The 15,347-nt window shown below is 46.6% G+C and carries 16 protein-coding genes; 4 read left to right on the plus strand and 12 right to left on the minus strand.

Annotated elements, in window-relative coordinates; all coding sequences use genetic code 11:
* Positions 1-77: 77 nt before the first annotated feature.
* From SDE_RS11265 to SDE_RS11280, 4 genes are all read left to right on the plus strand, one after another.
* The gene (locus SDE_RS11265; RefSeq protein WP_011468627.1) at positions 78-1,418 is read left to right on the plus strand and encodes a TRZ/ATZ family hydrolase; all 1,341 of its coding nucleotides are present in this window, start codon (positions 78-80) and stop codon (positions 1,416-1,418) included.
* A 10-nt stretch (positions 1,419-1,428) separates the two neighbouring features.
* On the plus strand, positions 1,429-2,139 hold the full coding sequence (ubiG, locus tag SDE_RS11270; protein WP_011468628.1) for a bifunctional 2-polyprenyl-6-hydroxyphenol methylase/3-demethylubiquinol 3-O-methyltransferase UbiG: 711 nt from the start codon (positions 1,429-1,431) through the stop codon (positions 2,137-2,139).
* 114 nt (positions 2,140-2,253) lie between these two features.
* A complete protein-coding gene (locus tag SDE_RS11275; protein WP_011468629.1) occupies positions 2,254-2,940 on the plus strand; it encodes an HAD-IA family hydrolase in 687 nt (228 codons plus the stop codon).
* Entirely contained in the window at positions 2,937-3,701 is a 765-nt protein-coding gene (locus tag SDE_RS11280; RefSeq protein ID WP_011468630.1) for a YciK family oxidoreductase, read from the plus strand. The genes SDE_RS11275 and SDE_RS11280 overlap by 4 nt, the downstream gene beginning before the upstream one ends.
* Positions 3,702-3,781: 80 nt before the next feature.
* On the opposite strand, the gene SDE_RS11285 is transcribed toward SDE_RS11280, so the two are convergent.
* The 12 genes from SDE_RS11285 to SDE_RS11340 form a co-directional block, all read right to left on the minus strand.
* The gene (locus SDE_RS11285) at positions 3,782-4,450 is read right to left on the minus strand and encodes a hypothetical protein (protein WP_158303875.1); all 669 of its coding nucleotides are present in this window, start codon (positions 4,448-4,450) and stop codon (positions 3,782-3,784) included.
* Positions 4,451-4,672: 222 nt separating this feature from the next.
* Entirely contained in the window at positions 4,673-5,077 is a 405-nt protein-coding gene (locus tag SDE_RS11290) for a DUF2802 domain-containing protein (RefSeq protein WP_011468632.1), read from the minus strand.
* Positions 5,078-5,132: 55 nt separating this feature from the next.
* Positions 5,133-5,618 carry a chemotaxis protein CheW gene (locus SDE_RS11295; protein WP_011468633.1) on the minus strand — a complete coding sequence of 162 codons (486 nt, stop codon included), beginning with the start codon at positions 5,616-5,618 and terminating at the stop codon, positions 5,133-5,135.
* Between the two features lie 252 nt (positions 5,619-5,870).
* Positions 5,871-7,028, minus strand: coding sequence for a chemotaxis protein CheW (locus SDE_RS11300; protein ID WP_011468634.1), 1,158 nt, complete (start codon positions 7,026-7,028; stop codon positions 5,871-5,873).
* Positions 7,025-7,825 carry a ParA family protein gene (locus tag SDE_RS11305; protein WP_011468635.1) on the minus strand — a complete coding sequence of 267 codons (801 nt, stop codon included), beginning with the start codon at positions 7,823-7,825 and terminating at the stop codon, positions 7,025-7,027. Before SDE_RS11305 ends, SDE_RS11300 begins: the two co-directional genes overlap by 4 nt.
* 206 nt (positions 7,826-8,031) lie before the next feature.
* On the minus strand, positions 8,032-8,898 hold the full coding sequence (locus tag SDE_RS11310; protein WP_011468636.1) for a flagellar motor protein MotB: 867 nt from the start codon (positions 8,896-8,898) through the stop codon (positions 8,032-8,034).
* Positions 8,899-8,912: 14 nt separating this feature from the next.
* Complete coding sequence (locus tag SDE_RS11315; RefSeq protein WP_011468637.1) at positions 8,913-9,653, minus strand: flagellar motor protein; 741 nt, start codon at positions 9,651-9,653, stop codon at positions 8,913-8,915.
* A gap of 15 nt (positions 9,654-9,668) precedes the next feature.
* Entirely contained in the window at positions 9,669-10,766 is a 1,098-nt protein-coding gene (locus SDE_RS11320) for a protein-glutamate methylesterase/protein-glutamine glutaminase (RefSeq protein ID WP_011468638.1), read from the minus strand.
* Positions 10,767-10,804: 38 nt separating this feature from the next.
* Complete coding sequence (locus SDE_RS11325; protein WP_011468639.1) at positions 10,805-13,108, minus strand: chemotaxis protein CheA; 2,304 nt, start codon at positions 13,106-13,108, stop codon at positions 10,805-10,807.
* 11 nt (positions 13,109-13,119) lie between these two features.
* The gene (locus SDE_RS11330) at positions 13,120-13,920 is read right to left on the minus strand and encodes a protein phosphatase CheZ (RefSeq protein ID WP_011468640.1); all 801 of its coding nucleotides are present in this window, start codon (positions 13,918-13,920) and stop codon (positions 13,120-13,122) included.
* A gap of 17 nt (positions 13,921-13,937) precedes the next feature.
* Entirely contained in the window at positions 13,938-14,324 is a 387-nt protein-coding gene (gene cheY / locus SDE_RS11335; protein ID WP_011468641.1) for a chemotaxis response regulator CheY, read from the minus strand.
* A 192-nt stretch (positions 14,325-14,516) separates the two neighbouring features.
* The gene (locus SDE_RS11340; RefSeq protein WP_011468642.1) at positions 14,517-15,269 is read right to left on the minus strand and encodes an RNA polymerase sigma factor FliA; all 753 of its coding nucleotides are present in this window, start codon (positions 15,267-15,269) and stop codon (positions 14,517-14,519) included.
* Positions 15,270-15,347: the final 78 nt, after the last annotated feature.

Below are 15,347 nucleotides of genomic sequence, written 5' to 3' on the forward strand. Positions count from 1 at the left end.
TATACTGAGCAGCACCGTTTAAAACGGCGCCCATAAACGCGCCTTTTCACTCACTTTTCAGTCAATTCGATTACGCCATGACCAACAAAACACCTGCCGACCTTATTGTAAGCGCCCGCTGGATATTGCCAGTTCGCCCAACAGGCCGCCTATATGAGCACTGCGCATTAGTAATACGAGATGGCAACATTATTGAAATTGTGCCAACTAGCGGTATAGACAGCCAATTTGACTACCAAGAGCACATCGATTTGCCCAATCAGCTACTTATGCCAGGGCTTATTAATATGCACGGGCATGCAGCCATGAGCTTGTTTAGGGGTTTGGCAGACGACTTACCGCTTATGGAGTGGCTGCAAGATCACATTTGGCCTGCTGAAGGTGAATGGGTAGACGAACAATTTGTGCTCGACGGTACTCAGCTAGCCATGGCCGAAATGCTATTAAGTGGCACCACTTGCTTCTCAGATATGTACTTTTACCCCGAAGCTGCTGCCGGCGCAGCCTTTGAAGCGGGTATGCGCGCCCAAATTAACTTTCCTATACTCGACTTTCCCACCCAATGGGGAAGCGGCCCCGAAGATTACATTCACAAAGGCCTAAAACTGCACGATAACTATCGCTCTGTAGATCTTATCAACATTGGCTTTGGCCCACATGCGCCTTACACAGTGTCTGATGAGCCTTTAAAGCGAATAGCGGTTTTAGCAGAAGAGCTGCAAGCCCCTATTCAAATACATATGCACGAAACCGCGCAAGAAGTAAGCGACTCGATAGCTAATTTTGGGGTGCGACCATTGCAACGCATTGCAGACCTAGGCCTACTCGGCCCCGCTACCCAGCTAGTGCATATGACGCAAATAGATGAACAAGACATAGCACTACTTACCACCTATTCTGCCCATGTAGTGCACTGCCCTGAATCTAACTTGAAATTGGCCAGCGGTTTTTGCCCTGTACATACACTGCAAGAGCACTGCATTAACACGTGCTTGGGCACAGACGGCGCTGCTTCGAACAACGACCTAAGCTTGTTTGACGAAATGCACACAGCAAGCTTGCTGGGCAAAGGCGTTGCACAACGCGCCGATGCACTTAAAAGCGATACTGCAATAGAAATGGCCACCATTAATGCCGCCACAGCAATGGGGCTAGACAATATTGTTGGCAGCTTAGAAAAAGGTAAGCGTGCAGATTTTATTGCAATTGACTTTAGTAATTTGCAGCAAGCCCCCATCTATAATTTAAAGAGCCATCTCGTTAATACCCACGTTAGCCACCTAGTTACCCATGTATGGGTAGATGGCAAATGCTTAGTTGCAGAACGCGAATTACAAACCTTGGACACCAAAGACATTTACAGCAAAGCCTGCGCTTGGCAAGTTAAAATTCAAGCGCAGCGCGCTTCCGGCAAATAGGGTTACCACAATGACTACACAAGAACTGAACGTAGACAGTGCAGAAATAGCAAAATTCGAACGCTTGGCAGCCCGCTGGTGGGACTTAGAAGGCGAATTTAAACCCTTACACGACCTAAACCCGTTGCGCGCAAATTATATTGATGAGCGCGCCCAAGTAGCGGAGAAAAAATTACTCGATGTGGGTTGCGGCGGCGGCATTCTATGCGAAGCCATGGCCCAACGCGGCGCCATAGTAACCGGTATTGATATGGGCGACGCCCCACTAGAGGTTGCTAAATTGCACAGCTTAGAAAGTGGCGTAAATGTAGACTACATAAAAACCACCGCCGAAGAATTTGCAGCTAAGCACCCACAAAGTTACGACGTAGTTACCTGCTTAGAAATGTTAGAGCACGTGCCCGACCCAGCGCAAACCATTGCCGCCTGTGCACAGCTGGTAAAACCAGGTGGAGATATTTTCTTTTCCACAATAAACCGCAACCCCAAAGCATACCTATTTGCTGTGGTTGGTGCAGAGTACGTACTAAAAATGCTGCCTAAAGGCACCCATGACTACAACAAATTCATTCGCCCATCTGAGCTAGCCCAATGGATGCGCAACGCAGGCTTAGAACTGCAAGAGATGTGCGGCATGACCTATAACCCAATCACTAAACACTATAAGCTAAATGCAAAAGATGTATCGGTAAATTACATTATGCATGCGCGAAAAATATAAAATTCGCCACAACCAAAAACACTGTAAAAAAAGCGTCTCTTTAGAAGCGTACTATTGAGACTTGCAAATTTGCTTTACGGGTAAGCTTCTACGAATAATGGCACTACCAAAACTATGACAATCCGAGCAGTTTTTTTTGATTTAGATGGCACACTGCTGGATACCGCCAGCGATTTAGCCCATGCACTAAATGCGTTACTAGAAGCTAAAGGCAAACCAGCGCTACCTAACGATACGATTCGGCGTGTAGTATCTGATGGCGCCGCGGCACTTATTAAATTAGGCTTTAATGTGGATGATTCGCACAAAAGCTACGCAGCTTTACGCGAAGAACTTTTGGCGTTTTACCACGACAACCTTTCCACCCACACACAACCTTTCGACGGTATTGGCGCGCTTATAGAACAACTCAACCAACACAATATAGCTTGGGGAATTGTTACCAATAAGCCCTGGCCCTACACTGCCCCACTTATGCAAAAACATTTATTTGCAAGTGAACCAAGCGCAGTAATTTGCCCAGACCATGTACAAGAAAAAAAGCCGCATCCAGAAGCCCTACTGCTAGCGTGTAAGCAAAGCAACTGCTCTGCAAACGAAGCAATTTATATAGGTGACCATTTACGCGACATTGAATGCGGCCGCCGCGCCGGCTGCGACACAATCGCCGTTGGCTATGGCTATATACCCGAAAATGAAAAACACACCGATTGGAATGCTACACACTGCGTAACACACGCAGATGAATTGTGGCCTATTATTAAAACGTACATAAAAAAAAGTCACGAGGAAGCACTATGATCGACTCGGAATTTTTGACGCAGTATAAACCGAGAGAAAACTCGCTAGCCGATAAAATAATCGTAATTACCGGCGCTGGTGACGGTATAGGCCGCTGCGTTGCAAAAACCTGCGCACAGCACGGCGCAACAGTGGTATTGCTAGGCCGCACTCAAGCGAAATTAGAAAGTGTTTACGACGAAATAGAAGCCGCCGGCTACCCCAAACCCGCCATTTACCCTATGAACCTTGAAGGCGCTATTGAGCAAGACTTTAGCGCAATGGCTGATGTATTAGAAACTGAATTTGGCAAAATAGACGGGCTTATTCACAATGCCAGTGAATTAGGGCCGCGCACACCCATTGCAAATTACAGCGCTGTGCAATGGCAAAAAATTATGCAAGTAAATGTAAATGCGCCTTTTATGATGACCAAAGCGCTGCTGCCTTTGCTCGATAAATCCACCAGTGCTTCTATATTATTTACCAGCTCGTCGGTGGGTGCTAAAGGTCGTGCATACTGGGGAGCCTATGCAGCCAGTAAAGCCGCAATAGAAAACCTAGTAGAAACATTGGCAGATGAGCTAGACGGCACAAGTAAAATTCGCGTTAACAGCTTAAACCCAGGGGCAACTCGTACGGGTATGCGCGCAGCGGCTTACCCCGCAGAAGACCCAACCACTGTGACCGAGCCAGAAGCAATTATGAACAGGTATTTGTTTTTACTTGGCCAAGAAAGTGAGCTAATAAACGGTCAGCACTTTGATGCACAACCCAAATAATTATTAGCGTTACAATCATAATACTAAAACGGCGAGCTAACCCTCGCCGTTTTTATTTGTGTTAGAGCCAAACATAAAATTTAGCGAGTAGGAGGGAAATTAAATTCTTTAGGCGGTGGTGTGTTTACAGGTGGTTTTTCAGACTCTTGCACACCCTTATTTGGGGTAACGCGCTCTTGCGGCGGCTGCACTTTAGAACCGTCGGCTTGCATTAAATCTATTTCTACCACTTCGTTTTGTGGTTGTGGCTTGTACATTACTGAGTTGTCTGCACTAGTAGCTCGCGTCATAACTTCTGTTTCGCTTGCGTTGCTGTTGCCACCGGTATTCATATTGTTATTCATAGCGCTTTGCGAACTAGGCTTTACAGCTTGACTTTTTGGCGCCACTAACTGAATTTCGTCACGAATAAATGTTGTATTTACGGGCGGCTCGTTAAAGCTTACCTGAGGCGAGGAATCCCCCCAATGGGATACCAGTTTATCGTCGATAAATACAAAATGTAGATATTCGGCTTGCTGTTGCGTTTCGCTACTGCGAATTAGCCACATGTAATTTACTTGCTCTATTTTTTTTGTGGTTACTTTGTAGGTGTGTATTTTTTGCTGCCTAGGGCCATCTTGAATGATGCTTCCTTGGCCTAACTGGCTTGCCAACCATGCTTCGCTTACGGCATAGGTATTAATGGTTTCGAAGAAACGCTCGGGGATTCTGCCTTCTATATCAGAGTACTCCACACGCTCACTCATAGTGCATGCAGATGCAAAAACTAGAATAAATAGAAAAGAGAATGCGCGTAAACTAGAAGTAAACCATGCGTGCAAAACAGGTTGTAACGAAGGCATACAATGTTGTGTATGCACATTACCTAGTAGTTTATTAGCAACTTTATGCCACACGGAGCTACCACCTGTTTTACATTGAGCTAACGCAGAGCTACTAGCTAATTTAAATAAAAATGCCTAAAAAACTTAAGCTGTATCGCGCTGACCGTGTACAAGCTGCATTAATTGAATTTCACTTTTAGACAATCCACTATTTGCCGCAACGGTTGAGCTATCGGCGCCCTGCTCTAACAAACGCAGCGCTTGGGTATAGGCAAACTGGGCTTCGCTATCGTTCATTTCGCTTTGATTGCTTTGCAGCTCATCCAGCTTTGCCTGTAGTTGCACCATGCGCTGACCCATACCTACCGTGCTAGACGACAGTAGAGCCAGCTCTTTAGAAAGTGCTACCAGAAGCTTCTCGTCGTGCTCACTTTTGGCTTTAAGCTTTAGTACAACAGTGGTTAATTTAAGCAAAATTGCCCCACACAATGTAAACCCCACCGTGAGCGGCCAATCTTGCGCTAAATTTTGAATAATAATATCGAACATATACGTACCTACACTGTTGCTTACTAACCTAAACCCAATAAACGACAGGGCCTTACTAGATTTCGTCTATTTCAGCCCACTCGTCATCGGTTAGCAACTTATCTAATTCAATTAGAATAAGCAGCTCTTCGTTTTTATGACATACACCTTGAATAAATTTCGCGCTTTCTTCATTCCCCACATTAGGGGCGGTTTCTATTTCTGATTGGCGCAGGTAAACAACCTCTGCCACGCTATCTACCATAATGCCCACTACATGCTTTTCTGCTTCGATAATGACAATGCGCGTATTGTCAGTGACTTCGCCATCGGTTAAACCAAAGCGCTGGCGGGTATCAATTACAGTAACCACGTTGCCACGAAGGTTAATTATGCCTATCACATACGTTGGGGCACCTGGTACAGGGGCAATTTCTGAGTAACGCAGCACCTCTTGTACCTGCATTACATTTACACCATAGGTTTCACCAGCTAGTTTGAAGGTAACCCACTGCAGGACCGGATCTTCACTGATATTGTTTTTACTTAAATTAGCTGCCATCGATGCTTGTCCTCGTTATCACCCTTGTCCAACAACCCTTTGACGTCATTTTTTTGTCGAGCGTTGTCGTTTTAATACTTTTTACCACCGCATCTTGCTACTTTTACCGCCCAAACCAGCGCAGGGCTAGCGTTTGCGTCAAGAATACGTAGTCTTTCTCTTTTTAATATAGTTTAGGGCAGTATTTATGCCAGCAAAGAAAACTTTTTTATGTGTTACGGAGTTAAAAACCGTTAAATTAAGCCACTTAAGCTAGCGCTTTTGGGCATTTTTGTCGGAATCGTGCAGTAGTTTCGCCATCTGCGGAATATCTATTAATGCACACATTGCAGACTTTACGGTGCCCGCTAGCCAAGGGCGCTTGGTGCGCTCCCCCCGCCATTTCACTTCACTGGGGTTTAAGGTTACTGGTTGATTCACCTTATCTACCGCTAGCCCCCAACTTACGCCATCAATTGATATAACGTATTTGGCCGTTTCTAAGAAGGTTTCGTTGTATTTTTCGGGCATTACAAATAACGCCGTGTTAATAGTTTTAATTTTTCCGTGGGCTGAGTTAAGCAAGCCCATAAACCAGTTAGATTGGCCAAATAAAGGGGTTAGATTTTCGTTAAGTGGCTGAATTTGACCCAAGGCCACCAACGGCACCGCTAGTGTTAAGCCGCTCACCTCGAATAACAGCACATCAAAGCGCTCTTGCGCCCACATCGGACGGCCATTTTCGTGCCATTCGAGCAGGTCGTTCACTCCCAAGGAATAACCCGTTTGCGCCGCTGTTTGCTGCTCCACTGTGGTTATTTCTTGCACCGGCGCTTTTACTTCAACATGTACTTCTTGTACTTTCTGCTCAACCTGTATCTTCTGCTCAACCTGTACTTTTTGCTCAACCCGTACCTTTTGTTCAACTTTTTGCGCAACCTTCTCTATTACCACTTGCGCTGTTTGTGGCTTGGTTTTAACAGGCGCCTGTAGCTGTATTCCCTGATTAAGTAACGCCTGCAATTTCTGCTTTTGCGTTTCTTCTAAATAAGCTTGTCTTTGCTGCAGCTCTGATTTGGCTTCCGGCTGTAACTGCGGCGCAGGCTCCTCCTCTGAGGCTGGCGTGACAGTGTTACTTGGCGCGGGAATGGACGACGCTGCAGCAGGCTTTTGTATCGGCTGGTGTAGCTCGGGTAATGCTTCTGGCTCGGTGCGGGCTAAGCTGGCATTTTTAGGTGTTTTTTTTTCCGGTGCTTTAATTACATTTGCTTCTGCGATTTTTTCTGGCGTTTGGTTCGCCTTAGGCGCAACTGGCTTTGCAGTAGTTTTTTCTTCTTCGGCGGGCTTCTGAGCCGGTACTGGGTCAGTTAGAAGCTCATCGAAATAGCTTGCCAAAAAAAAGTCAGAATCTTTGGACGATGGCGTGCTCATTCACCTGCCTCCATCGCGATATGCTCTTTTTCATAACTGGCCAGTACAAACTTATAGAGTGACCGGTAAGCCTCTACGGCGCGGCCATTGGGGTCGAATAAGTGCGGTGGTACACCCGCCCTGCTCGCATCTCGCAACTTTGTATCAACGGGTATTTTGCCGGCCCATACACATTCGCCATAATCGTTGCGAATGGTACGTAAGCTAGAAACAGATGCTTGTGTTCGCCGGTCGTACATAGTGGGTAATATGATGTGATTTAGCGGCTTTTTACGCGATTTAGCCAGCATTTCTAGGGTGTGCAATATACGCTCTAGCCCTTTAATGGCTAAAAACTCGGTTTGTACAGGAATAAGTAAACGACTACAGGCCGCAAGTGCATTAACCATAAGCACACCAAGCTGCGGGGGGCAGTCGATTATGGCCAGATCGTATTGGTCGGTAACCTTGGCCAGAGTGCGCGATATAACCAACCCCATACCATCGCCTATTGCTTGACGCTCGAGCGTTGCCAAAGCGGTGGCTGCGGGCAGTAACGATATACCTGCGTATGGTGTTCGCACCGTTACTTTCTCTATGAGCGACTCTGTTAGCGCTGTGCGCTCCTGAAACAAAGTAAAGACGCTGGATAACTGCATATCAGGGTCGAGACGAAAGTAGCTTGTAAGCGAGCCATGCGGGTCTAAATCGATAAGTAATACCCGCTTACCCGCTTCGGCAGCCAAACCTGCAAGCGCAACGCTGGTGGTGGTTTTGCCTACCCCACCCTTTTGGTTGGAAACAGTCCAAACAATCAAACAATTAGCCTCATAGTTCTTACTATATCGCCCTAAGCGTCAAAAACTTTACGCACATTGATACTATTAACCACAACGCAAGAAGCATGCCCTATTGGAAGTAACAATACCGCGAAACCAACATCCCTACATTTAGGGAACAGCGTTTAAAGCATAATGAGTGTTTGATTTAAGAGACAATAATCAATTGAAATACTAGCGCGACCCTATCGATTGTTTCGCGCTCTATCGGGGTCGCTTGTAAACAGTAAGCCACCGTTTTTTAATCTTACTGGTTCGACTGTTTCTGGTTGCTCTTCAGCTGGGCCGGGGTTAACTACTGGCTCTGGGTTGGCTGGCGTTGCAGGCGTTTCGCTTTGGGGAATTGCATTGGGCGCAATCACTTTAGGAATATCGGCCCTATCGCGGGCTACACGTAACACAACACGCCTATTGGCACTGCGCCCCTCGGGTGTTTGGTTATCGGCGATAGGTCGGTATTCCCCGTAACCTACAGCAGACATTCTCTCGGGGCTAACACCTGCAAAGGCCAATAGATTCACCACCGTCACTGCTCGGGCGGAAGATAGCTCCCAGTTATTTTTGAATTGGGCATTGTTTATTGGCGTGTCGTCGGTATGGCCACCCACTGCTACAGCGTTATCAAAGGGGGAGATAATATCGGCAACCTTGTTTAAGACAGTGCGCGCCTCATCACTTGGAGTGGCCTGCCCAGACGAAAAGAATGAATTTGCATCTATTACAATTTCCACCCAGTTTTGATTGCCATTTAACGTTACCTCACCGGTAGCTAGCACACCGCTTAAAGCCTGTTCCAGCTGCTGTTCTATTTGCTTAAGGGGCGCCACTTCTGCTTCGGTAGTGTCGGGCGAACGGTTTTTATTTGTTTTTTTGGCGCTACTAGAAAACGCGTTACCCAAGGTTTCAGATAAGGTGCGATATTTGGTTTCGTTAACCTGCGAAACTGAATACATAACCACAAAAAAAGCAAATAGCAGCGTAATAAAATCGGCGTAGGAGACTAACCAACGTTCGTGATTAATTTTTGTTTCTATTGGCTGCCTTCGGATCATAATTAAACGCCCCGCTAGTGCAGGTAACCGCTTAATTTCATTTCAATTACTTTTGGGTTTTCACCGTCTGCTATGGCGATTATGCCCTCTACAAGTAATTCTCTGAATTGCGATTGCTGTTTGATACAGGCTTTTAGTTTATTGGCGACGGGCAATAAAAATAAGTTGGCAAATGCCACCCCGTAAATTGTGGCAACAAATGCTATAGCTATGCCGGGGCCGAGTTCGGCCGGGTCTGCAAGATTTTGCATAACATGAATAAGCCCCATTACTGCACCAATAATACCAATGGTGGGTGCGTAGCCGCCCATGCTTTCGTAAAACTGTACGGCATCGTGATCGCGCTGCTCGGCTACAATTAAATCGGTTTCCATTACGTGGCGGATAACATCTGTTTCGCTACCATCAACCAACAGTTGTAAACCTTTTTTGGCGAAGCTATCTTTTTCTTTTTCGGCAATATTTTCCAAGCCAAGTAAGCCTTCTTTACGGGCAGCCATGGCCCAGCTTACAACTTGTTTAATGCCCGACTTAAAATGTAAGCGCGGGGGCTTAAAGATCCATTTGAATAGTGTAAGGGAGCGCTTTATACCGCTATAAGGGGTTTGCAAAATAGCCGCCCCTAAAGTACCACCCACTACAACAAGGGCCGCCGGCCCATTGACTAGGGATGTCCAATTGCCTCCTTCTAGGAAGTTTCCGCCTAACAGCGCGGCAAAGCCAATTATTACACCTACTACGCTGAGAATATCCACACCCTGCTCCCGAGACTAAACATCCGAAACCAGCCGTTGCCACACTTGATCTAACGGTAAAACTTCATCTGTTAGTCCAGCCTTGGCTACAGCCGCTGGCATACCATATACAACACAGGAGTCTTTATCCTGGCCCCATATGGTTGCGCCTTTTTGTTTTAATAACTTAGCGCCATCGCATCCATCTGCGCCCATCCCCGTTAATACTATTGCCAACACTTTATCGCCCATGGCACTTGCAGCAGACGCAAACAACACATCGACCGAAGGCTTGTAGGTTAAGCGCGCATCGCCATCAAGAATACGTATGGAGCGACCAGTTTTATCGACCATTAATTGGTTGCCGCCAGGCGCCACATATACCACACCGGACTTAAGTAAATCGCCATCTTGCGCTTCTCTTACCTCTACAGCCGACTGCCGATTAAGGCGCTCTGAGAATGCTTTGGTAAAGTTTTCTGGCATGTGTTGCGCCACAATGACTGGCACGGGAAAGTTGGCTGGCAAACGAGTGATTATTTCTGAAACGGCAACAGGCCCACCGGTAGACGCGCCAATTGCTACTAATTTAACTAAGCCTTTTATTCGCTTTTTAGGGGCACTGGGTGCACTACTAGCCGGCCTGGGTGAGCGACTGGAAGACAGATTTGCACCTAAGGCAGAGGGCCTAACCCCGCTTGGCTGGGTTGTACTGCGTGCCGCCACACTCGGCTTAGCTTTTTGTGCAAACAACAATAGCTTTTCGTGCAAGCGCTTTTTTAAAACGACTGAATCGCGGGATACTTCAGCGAAGTTTTTAGGAATAAAATCCACTGCCCCAGCATCTAAAGCTTCTAACGTAATTGTGGCCCCTTCGTATGTCATAGATGAAAACATAACGATGGGTATAGGCCGCTTGGACAAGATCGAGCGCACAGCAGAAATACCATCAAGATGTGGCATTTCATAATCCATAGATATGATATCGGGGCGCAATGACTCTTCTAGGTCAATAGCTTCTTGGCCATTAGCTGCGATGCCAACAACTTCTAAATCAGGATGCTCATTAATTATTTGCTTTAATCTCACCTGAAAAAATTGTGAATCGTCTACAACCAGAACTTTATAAGCCACTATAGCTCCCACTGCTTACAAAAAAGAGAAGCTGGCGCTTAACGCGAACCAGCATAGCGTTTTAACAAACTAGGAACATCTAGAATTAATGCGATGGTGCCATCGCCTGTAATGGTGGCGCCGGCCATGCCAGGTGTGCCTTGAAGCATTTTACCTAATGGTTTAATAACCACTTCTTCTTGGCCTATAAGCTGATCCACAATGAAACCTACCCGCTGTGTACCAACTGATACAATTACAACGTGCCCCTCTTTCGAGTCGCTTTCTGGATCGTTTTTATAAATGCTGTGATCGCGCACCAGCCATTTTTTTAGTTCAAAAATAGGCACAGCATGATCGCGAATTGTCACGCACTGCTGACCGTCTACAACGTGTGTTCTTGATAAATCCATATGGAATATTTCGTTCACACTTACAAGTGGCAAGGCAAATGCTTGCTTGCCTACCATAATCATTAACGTTGGCATAATGGCGAGAGTTAACGGCACTTTAATAATAAAGCGCGTACCTTCACCAATTTTAGATTTGATTTCTATAGAGCCGTTTAACTGAGTGATTTTGGTTTTTACAACATCCATGCCTACGCCGCGGCCAGACACATCAGAAATTTCTGTTTTAGTTGAAAAGCCAGGAGCAAAAATAAGGTTAAACGCTTCTGTATCGGATAAACGCGCGGCGGCATCGGGCTCTAGAATGCCCTTTTCTACCGCTTTATCGCGCAAGCCGTTAGGGTCCATGCCAGCGCCATCGTCGGTAATGGACAATAGAATATGGTCGCCCTCTTGCTCGGCAGCCAAAATTACTTTACCTACTCTAGGCTTGCCTTTTTCTTCGCGCGCACCAGGCAGTTCTATCCCGTGGTCCACTGAATTTCTAACCAAGTGAACCAGTGGATCTGCTAACGCTTCTACGAGGTTTTTATCTAAATCGGTTTCTTCACCTTGTAGCTCGAGGTTTATTTCTTTTTTCAGGTTACGCGCTAAATCGCGAACAACGCGTGGAAAGCGGCCAAATACTTTTTTGATTGGCTGCATGCGAGTTTTCATTACTGCTGTTTGCAAATCGGCAGTAACCACGTCTAAATTACCTACCGCTTTTTGCATTACTTCATCGGCGGAATCGATACCTAGGCGCACGAGTCTGTTACGTACCAACACCAACTCACCCACCATGTTCATAATGTCGTCTAGGCGCTGGGTATCTACACGAACGGTCGTTTCGCCCGCTGCAGCACTGTTCCCACCGGGTGCCGCTTCTCGCGGTTTAGGCGCTGCAACTGGTGCAGTGGGCTTTACAGGGCTAGGCGCTGTAGGCTCTTTGCTTGGTGTCGCAGCAGCGACTGAAGGTTTTGCAACTGGCTCTGGTGCTGCGGGTTTAGCTGGCGCTGCAGCAGGTTTAGGCGCGCTAGAAGCAGGCTTAGCCGCTTTAATGGGGCCATTACCCTGACCATGCAGCTGATCGAGAAGATCTTCAAATTCATCGTCAGTAATAAGGTCGTTGTTGGCACTGCCGCCATCGGTAGGCGCTGGTGCAGCTCCGCCTGTGCCGGGCCCTTTACCTAGGCCGTGTAGCTGATCTAATAAATTGTCGAATTCGTCTTCTGAAATTTCATCAGTGCTAGAACTCGCTGCAGCACTACTCGTTGGTTCAGGAGCTTCGATTTTAGGCGCTTTGCCCGCACCGTGTAACTGATCCAATAAAGATTCAAATTCGTCTTCGGTTATTTCATCGCTATCGGAGCCTCTGATTGCAGGCTCACTAGGGGCTGCTTGTTGCGCTGGGGCTGTATTAGCCGAGGAATTGGAGTCTTCGTTTATGGCGTCGAGAAAGCCTTCAAATTCGTCGTCTGAAATAGCTAACTCGCCTGCATTGTCGGGCTCTTGTGTAGCAGGTTCTACCGCTACTTCGTCTGGCTGCTCGGGTGCAGCGACATCGGCCGCGCCAGCTGGTGTTTCGCCATTAATAAGCGCTTCTAAAGCCGCGATTAATTCGGGGGAAGCAGGCGTTATTTCTTGTCTGTTTTTAACTTCATCAAATTGTTCGTTAACTAAATCTAGGGCTTGCAATACAACATCCATTAGCTCGGAGCTAACTACACGTTTACCATTGCGAAGCATGTCGAATAGGTTTTCGGTTGCGTGACAGCAATCTACCATTGCATTTAGTTGTAAAAAGCCAGCACCACCTTTTACGGTGTGAAAGCCGCGAAATATCGCGTTAAGCAACTCTTTATCGTCTGGACGTTGCTCCAAGTCTACAAGCTGCTCGGAGAGCTGCTCCAGGATTTCTCCAGCTTCGACTAGAAAGTCCTGAAGAATCTCTTCATCTTCTCCGAATGACATTCATATGCTCCTCAAAAGCCCAGGCTAGATAAAAGGTCGTCAACATCATCTTGACCCGAGACCACATCATCACGTGTTTCTGCGTGAATTTGCGGGCCTTCACCTTTTGAATTTTTTGCTTCGCCGCTGCCAGTGGCAGCCGTATCGGCACCACCTGCCATACCCGTTACATGTTCTACCTCGCCCGCAATACGCATTAAATTCACGAGTTCACTTTCAACATCGGTTACCAAGCCAATCACTTTTTTAAGTACTTGGCCGGTAAGATCCTGATAGCCCTGCTCTAATATAATATCTTGCAGGGATTTGTTCAGTTCTTGCGTGCCCATATCCATTTGGTCGAGAAATGTGCCCATACGATCGTATAAAACTTTAAACTCTTCTTTCGATATTTCACGGCGTTTTAATTTTTGCCAATCTGCCCTTAAAAGCGTTGCCTCTTGCCCTAGGTTCATTGCTATTGGGGCAATGGACTCTACCTTATCCATGGTTTTATCGGCCGCTTCTTGAGTCATTTTAATGACGTAGTTAAGCCTATCTGAAGCATCGCGTATTTCTGAGTTGTTAATTTCTGGTGGATTATTATCGAAGTCAGCATCGACATTAAAATTGACAATGGCATTATGTAAGCCGCGAGTTAATCGGCCCACCGACTGGAAAATATGACGATCTCTCGCCTCTACCAAGGTGTGAATAAGCTCCGAAGCACCGTCAAAATTATTGTTTTGGAGGTTCTCTACTAGCTGTTTCGCACAATCTTCAAGCTCAGTTAAAAACTGCTCATTTTTATGCAGATCACGTTGTGTTTCCATGTAACTGCCTTTTTTAATTATCCGCCTACGCGCTCAAAAATTTTGTCTATTTTTTCTTTGAGCACTTGAGCAGTAAAGGGCTTAACAACATAGCCATTTACACCAGCTTGCGCGGCTTCGATAATTTGGTCGCGCTTCGCTTCTGCCGTAACCATTAGTACGGGAATAGTTCCCAGCTTGGCATCCGCACGGATCTCTTTAAGCAGCTCGATGCCGCTCATACCGGGCATGTTCCAATCGGTAACTAAGAAATCGAAATCTCCACTTTTAAGCATAGGCAATGCGGTGCTGCCATCGTCCGCCTCATGCGTATTGGTGAACCCCAAATCTCTTAACAGATTTTTAATGATCCGACGCATCGTCGAGAAATCATCAACAATCAGTATTTTCATGTTTTTATCCAATGCAACCTCCAATAGTCTCGTCGCTCGGAAACCTAGTTCACCAGAGCAGGTTTTACTAGGCGTGTTATCCGTTGATGTAAAAGCTCTACACCTTTAACAGCCCTGATTACAAGTCTAGACGTTAGATAGAGTTCATCCAGTTTTTAGCCTTGATATTCCAAAAATTCCTTACGTTTAGGGCAAAGTTGGCCATCATTCGTACGATTGCCAATCTTGCATGCGGGATTTGAGCCTTAAAGCAGCCTGACTGTGGATTTGGCTTACCCTAGATTCAGATACACCAAGTACTAGCCCAATTTCTTTTAGGTTCATTTCCTGTTCGTAATACAGCGATAGCACAAGCCTCTCTCGCTCTGGCAATTTGCCAATGGCGGCCACTAAATCGGTGTAGAGGGCATTACGGTGAACTTGTTCGGAGGGGCCGCGCAAACCGTCACTAGGCTCGTATTCGTCAAAGCGCGACTCATCGTTTTCGTAGGTTTCTTCGTAGCTAAACAGGCGAGTAGATGCACTATCGCGCGCCATAGCGTAGTACTCGTCAAGGCTTAAACCCATCTCTTCTGCTATTTCGTGGTCGCGTGCATCGCGCCCATGGCGAGCCTCTACTGTGGCTATTGCCTCTGCTACACGTCGACTGTTGCGATGTACAGACCTAGGCGCCCAGTCTCCGCGGCGCATTTCATCTACAATGGCACCGCGAATGCGTATTCCAGAATAGGTTTCGAAGCTTGCGCCTTTACTGGCGTCATATTTTTGTGCTGCTTCTAGCAGCCCCAGCATGCCCGCTTGAATTAAATCTTCTATTTGAACGCACGAAGGCATGCGCGCCATCATATGATGGGCGATACGTTTCACGAGATAGGCGTAATCCTCTACCTTTATTTCTTGGTCTCCTTCCTTAGGTTTTTCGTAGACCATCAAATTTTCTGCCACTGAGACTGCCATAATTCAGAGACGCACTCGTGCAACATGTAATGTAATTTGCTGCCAAGTTTGCGTGGTTACCCTTTGAATGCGGGCACA

Origin of the sequence: Saccharophagus degradans 2-40, assembly GCF_000013665.1 — a bacterium.
Classification (GTDB): domain Bacteria; phylum Pseudomonadota; class Gammaproteobacteria; order Pseudomonadales; family Cellvibrionaceae; genus Saccharophagus; species Saccharophagus degradans.

Coding starts and splice junctions, on each gene's coding strand:
- SDE_RS11280 (WP_011468630.1), top strand. CDS start 2,937: ATGATCGACTCGGAATTTTTGACGCAGTATAAACCGAGAGAAAACTCG.
- SDE_RS11290 (WP_011468632.1), bottom strand. CDS start 5,077: ATGTTCGATATTATTATTCAAAATTTAGCGCAAGATTGGCCGCTCACG.
- SDE_RS11325 (WP_011468639.1), bottom strand. CDS start 13,108: ATGTCATTCGGAGAAGATGAAGAGATTCTTCAGGACTTTCTAGTCGAA.
- ubiG (WP_011468628.1), top strand. CDS start 1,429: ATGACTACACAAGAACTGAACGTAGACAGTGCAGAAATAGCAAAATTC.
- SDE_RS11285 (WP_158303875.1), bottom strand. CDS start 4,450: ATGAGTGAGCGTGTGGAGTACTCTGATATAGAAGGCAGAATCCCCGAG.
- SDE_RS11340 (WP_011468642.1), bottom strand. CDS start 15,269: ATGGCAGTCTCAGTGGCAGAAAATTTGATGGTCTACGAAAAACCTAAG.
- SDE_RS11295 (WP_011468633.1), bottom strand. CDS start 5,618: ATGGCAGCTAATTTAAGTAAAAACAATATCAGTGAAGATCCGGTCCTG.
- SDE_RS11330 (WP_011468640.1), bottom strand. CDS start 13,920: ATGGAAACACAACGTGATCTGCATAAAAATGAGCAGTTTTTAACTGAG.
- SDE_RS11275 (WP_011468629.1), top strand. CDS start 2,254: ATGACAATCCGAGCAGTTTTTTTTGATTTAGATGGCACACTGCTGGAT.
- SDE_RS11265 (WP_011468627.1), top strand. CDS start 78: ATGACCAACAAAACACCTGCCGACCTTATTGTAAGCGCCCGCTGGATA.
- SDE_RS11310 (WP_011468636.1), bottom strand. CDS start 8,898: ATGATCCGAAGGCAGCCAATAGAAACAAAAATTAATCACGAACGTTGG.
- SDE_RS11300 (WP_011468634.1), bottom strand. CDS start 7,028: ATGAGCACGCCATCGTCCAAAGATTCTGACTTTTTTTTGGCAAGCTAT.